Raw genomic sequence first — 5,504 nt, forward strand, 5'->3', positions numbered from 1 at the left:
AAAAATGATGACAAGATAGGAGGATGGATGTTGATTGGAGTTGGTGAAAATGAAAAGAAATCTTGTTGGATAAGATCTGCTAAAGATATTGATATTAAGAGAATTGTACAAATAATATTTTTCATATTTTTTATTTCTATATAAAATTCGGAATGTAAATATTATAAAATATGAAAGAAGTTGTAATAATCCAAAAAAAAATTGATAACATTTTTTTATAAATGTTATATATAAGTAAAGGACTTATAACTTTTAAAAATCTTTATTTACTGAACTTAATAAAAAATTATGAAAGACTTAAAAAAACTAAACATCGAATTACTTAATGAAATTGAACTTAAAAATGTTTTTGGCGGAAACCCAAATGATGGAAGCATACCACCTGATGATGGAATTGATGACGATGAAGGTTCTCCAATGCAGGGATAAGTAAAACATTGATATAGATTATTCTTTAAATTAGTTTAATTCATTTTAAATTCTTATTTCTCACATATTTACAATGTAGTTTGAATAATATTAAAAATGATTAAATATGATTAGAGAAAATGTTTTAACGTACAAAAAAATTGAGCAAAAGTTATCACAGGTCAGCAACAAAATAAGTAAGTCTGATGATTTGATACATGCTTTTTTGTCAAATGTTTCGCATGAAATTAGAACTCCGTTAAATTCAATTTTAGGATTTTCAGAGTTACTAAAACAACCGGATATTTCGAATGATGAAAAAGAAGAGTTTTTCGGATATATTGACCACAAGTGCAATTATTTGCTAAATTATATTGACAATATCATTGATCTCTCAAAAGTAGAGTCGGATGAGTTGATGATAAAAAAGGAAAATTTTAAAATTTATGATTTATTGCTTGGTCTAAAAAAACAATTTGATTTAAAACTTCAGCAGTATCAAAAAGAAAATATTGAAATTATACTGAAAATCCCTGAGGATGTAAAAGATTTGTATATGTATTCAGATATTAGAAGAGTGAAAAAAGTGTTAGAGAATTTACTTAGTAATTCTATTAAGTTTACAAAAGAAGGAACTATTACTTTTGGATTCAAGATGAAAAATGAAAATATAGTAGAGTTTTTTATTGAAGACACAGGGATTGGATTAAAAAAGGAAGATTTTGATGAAATATTTATCAAATTTAAAGTTGTTAATGAAGCTTTTTCAAAAAAAATAGGTGGTGCCGGCTTAGGTCTTACCATTTCAAAACATATTGTTAAAAAGCTTGGCGGTGAATTATGGCTCGAATCAAAAGAGGGTGTAGGCAGTACTTTCTTTTTTACAATAAAATTAAACGATAAAGGAAATACAAATAATGTTTTTGATGTTAATTGGAATGATAAAGTGATTCTTGTAGCTGATGATGTTGAGATGAACTATTTATTTATTGAAGCAGCTTTACGCAAAACTAATGTAAATTTGATGTGGGCTAAAAATGGTAAAGAAGCTTTTAGTATGTTTAATTATAATTACCAAAAAGATGAGGATATTGATTTGATAATTATGGATATACAGATGCCTTATTTGAATGGTTATGAAGCTACACGAAGAATAAAGCAAGTAAGTGGAGATGTTCCTATTATTTCTCATACGGCTTATGATTTTGAAGAGGAAAAGGAAAAAAGTATAGAAGCAGGTTGTGATGATTATATCTCGAAACCTGTAACTTCTAAAATGCTTATATCAAAACTAAACCAATATATTTATGCATATTAGTCCTAATTAACAAATTTGTATTTTTAAAAATAAAGAATTAACAAATGTCCAAATTTCCTTTTTACAAACAGTTAGACGCAATGGATTGTGGTCCTGCTTGTTTAAGGATGATTTCAAAATTTTACGGGAAAACCTATTCCCTAAAATCCCTTAGGAAAAAAAGTTATATTACACGACAAGGTGTATCAATGTTAGGTGTTAGCGATGCCGCTGAATCTATTGGTATGCGTACTACCGGTGTTAGAATTACTTTTGAACAATTAAAAGAGCATGCTAAACTTCCATGCATAGTACATTGGAAACAAAACCATTTTGTTGTTGTTTCCAGAATTAAAAGAGGAAAAGTTTATGTTGCTGATCCTGCTGTTGATAATATAAAATATAGCGAAAAAGAATTTTTGGATGGATGGTTAAGTACAGAAAAAGATGGTGCTAAAAAAGGCTTATGCCTTTTGGTAGAACCTGCTCCTGATTTTTATAAACAGCAAGATGAAAAAATTAATAAAACAAATTTTCGTTTTTTGTTTTCCTATTTGAAACCCTATAAAAGATATATTTTCCAGCTTGTTATCGGGATGTTTTTCGGGAGTGTTATTCTATTAATTTTTCCGTTTTTAACACAGGCGATAGTTGATATTGGTATCAATAATAGAAATCTGGCATTTATTACTCTTGTTTTAATAGCTCAACTTGTGCTGTTTGTGAGCAGAACTTCTGTTGATTTTATTCGTGGTTGGATATTACTTCATATAAGCACAAGGGTTAATATTTCATTAATTTCAGATTTTTTGATAAAATTAATGCGTTTACCAATTGGTTTTTTTGAAATTAAAAAAATTGGTGATCTTTTAACAAGAATTAATGACCATAAAAGAATTGAATCTTTCCTTACTACTTCTACGCTTAATATTTTGTTTTCTTTTGTAAACCTCATTGTTTTTGGAATTGTCTTGGCAATTTATAGCCTGAAAATATTTGTTATTTTTCTTATAGGAAGTATTTTATACATAATCTGGGTTTATATTTTTCTAAAGAGAAGAAGAGAACTTGATAACAGACGTTTTATTCAGTTGTCGGAAAATCAATCCAATCTTATTCAGTTGATAACAGGAATGCAGGAAATTAAACTCAATAATTGCGAAAAGCAAAAAAGATGGGATTGGGAAAATATTCAGGCAAAGCTTTTTAGGATAAATGTTAAAAGCCTGTCGTTAAATCAATATCAAAAGGCAGGAGCTTCTTTGATAAACGAATCAAAGAATATTATTATAACATTTCTTGCTGCATTAGCTGTTACCAATGGGGAAATGACTCTCGGTATGATGCTCGCAGTTCAGTTTATTATTGGTCAGTTGAATGCTCCTTTAAATCAAATTATTCTACTGTTGAACAAAACACAGGATGCTAAAATTAGTCTTGAAAGATTGGGGGAAATTCATGAGCAAAAAGACGAAGAATCAAATGCTGAAGGAAAACTTGATAATTTGCCTGAAAATAAAATGCTGGAAATTACCGATTTAAATTTTCAATATGAAGGTCCATATTCTGAGAACGTTTTGAAAAATATTAATATTAAAATACCTGAAAAAAAAGTAACAGCAATTGTCGGTACAAGTGGAAGTGGGAAAACAACACTCATAAAACTGCTTCTCGGTTTTTATAAACCGACAAAAGGGGAAATTAGAATTGGGAATATTCAATTGAGTAATTTTAATGAACGGATTTGGAGAGATAAATGTGGTGTTGTGATGCAGGATGGTTTTATTTTCTCGGATACTATAAACAATAATATTGCGATTAATGATGAAAATTTTGATGATAAAAGCTTTATCGATTCGGTAAGAATTGCTAATGTTAATGATTTTGTAAAAAATTTGCCACTTAGCTACAATACTAAAATTGGTGTTGATGGTCATGGTTTAAGTCAAGGGCAAAAGCAACGAATTCTTATTGCAAGAGCAGTTTATAAAAACCCTGAATTTCTCTTTTTTGATGAAGCAACAAATTCGCTTGACGCTAATAATGAAAGACTTATAATGAATAGCCTTAAAGATTTTTATAAAGGAAGGACAGTAGTTGTTGTGGCTCATAGGTTAAGTACAGTAATGAATGCAGATCAAATTCTTGTGTTAGAAAAAGGTGAAGTTGTTGAAAAAGGAACACATAATGAATTAATACAAAAGAAAGCTTTTTATTACAATCTTGTAAAAGATCAATTGAAGCTTGGAAATTAATTTATTTTTTAATACATATTTAATATGCCAAAAACAAAAAATGAAATAAGAAGTGAAGATGTACAGGATATTCTTGGATATATTCCGCACTGGGTTATTCGATGGGGAATCACTGTTATTTTTATTTCTCTTATCGTTTTGCTTCTTGGCAGTTGGTTTTTTAAATATCCTGATATAATTACTTCAAAAATAGTACTTACTACCAAAAATCCTCCTGCCGCAATTATTGCTCGTTCGAGTGGTAAGTTAAATAATATAAATGTTTTTAATAAAGAAGTTATAGAACAAGGTACATTGCTTGCAACAATACAAAATCCTGCAAAATATAATCATTACGAAATACTTGTTGCTAAGCTGGATTCTATTAAAAATTTTGTTAAAAAATTTGATACATCTTCAATAATTTATTTTGAACAAGAGTTATCTCTTGGAGAAATGCAAGATGCTTATTCTGAATTTGTAAGTTGCTATAATGATTATTTAAAATTCTTATCTTTAGATTATCACAGTAAAAAAATAAATGCACAGAAGGAACAGATAATTAAGTACAATATTTATTATTGGCGACTTGTAAAGCAAAGTAAAATATTAGAAAAAGAAGTTGATATTGTTAAAAATCAGCTTGAGAGGGATAGGAAACTTTTTGATAAACAAGCAATTTCAAAAGCAACTTTTGAAAAATCCGAAAGTAAATATCTTGAAAAAAAATATGATTATGAGAAAGCTAAAACTGACCTTGCCGATACAAAAATGAAGTTGCAAAAAATTGAAGAAAATATTCTTGACTTAAACTTAGGTTTTGGTAAAGATGCAAACCAAATGCAGATTTCATTAAATGATGCTTACAACAAACTTCAAAGTGCCATTTCGCAATGGGAACATAATTATTTATTAAAATCTCCGGTAAATGGAAAGCTTTCTTTTACAAAGTTTTGGAGCCAAAATCAAAATGTTGTTGAAGGAGAAAGAGTGTTTAGCGTCATTCCTGTTGATTCCTCTAAGATTATCGGTAAAGTGATGTTAGAGATTAAAGGCTCTGGAAAAGTTGATACAGGGCAACGTGTGATAGTCAAATTTGATAATTATCCTTACATGGAATATGGAATGATAGATGGAATTGTAAAAACTATATCCCTTGTTCCTGAAGACAATCATTTAATAGTAGATGTATATTTCCCTAATGGAATGATTTCAAATTACGGCAAAGAATTAGTATTTTCTCAAGAAATGCAAGGAACTGCTGAAATTATTACAGAGGAAAGAAGATTAATTGAAAAATTGATAAATCCAATAAAATATATCGTAACAAAACAAAAAGAATTATCTGTTAAAAATACAGATTAATTAGTGGCTATAAGAAAAACGTATGTTTTTGACTGTTAGAATGTTATGTGTATTCTGTCGCTTAAATCTAATGTCATAAAGTATTCATTTGATTGTCATTAAATTGTCATTAAGTTACAAAACCCAATGACAGCTTGGCTAAATGACTATTAATGACAATTGAATGACTTTTACATTCACATCCATTATTAATTCAAAGC

Annotated in this window: 4 protein-coding genes; all 4 read left to right on the forward strand. The window is 28.5% G+C overall.

Annotated features, from left to right (window positions below):
* Window positions 1–288 precede the first annotated feature (288 nt).
* The 4 genes from U9R42_01585 to U9R42_01600 all read left to right on the forward strand — a co-directional run bounded on the left by U9R42_01585 (window position 289) and on the right by U9R42_01600 (window position 5,304).
* The gene (locus U9R42_01585; protein ID MEA3494707.1) at window positions 289–429 is read left to right on the forward strand and encodes a hypothetical protein; all 141 of its coding nucleotides are present in this window, start codon (window positions 289–291) and stop codon (window positions 427–429) included.
* Window positions 430–535: 106 nt separating this feature from the next.
* Complete coding sequence (locus U9R42_01590) at window positions 536–1,726, forward strand: response regulator (GenBank protein ID MEA3494708.1); 1,191 nt, start codon at window positions 536–538, stop codon at window positions 1,724–1,726.
* A gap of 44 nt (window positions 1,727–1,770) precedes the next feature.
* Entirely contained in the window at window positions 1,771–3,960 is a 2,190-nt protein-coding gene (locus U9R42_01595) for a peptidase domain-containing ABC transporter (protein ID MEA3494709.1), read from the forward strand.
* A gap of 24 nt (window positions 3,961–3,984) precedes the next feature.
* Window positions 3,985–5,304 carry an HlyD family efflux transporter periplasmic adaptor subunit gene (locus U9R42_01600; protein MEA3494710.1) on the forward strand — a complete coding sequence of 440 codons (1,320 nt, stop codon included), beginning with the start codon at window positions 3,985–3,987 and terminating at the stop codon, window positions 5,302–5,304.
* The last annotated feature ends 200 nt before the right edge of the window (window positions 5,305–5,504 follow it).

The organism is Bacteroidota bacterium (assembly GCA_034723125.1).
GTDB lineage: Bacteria > Bacteroidota > Bacteroidia > CAILMK01 > JAAYUY01 > JAYEOP01.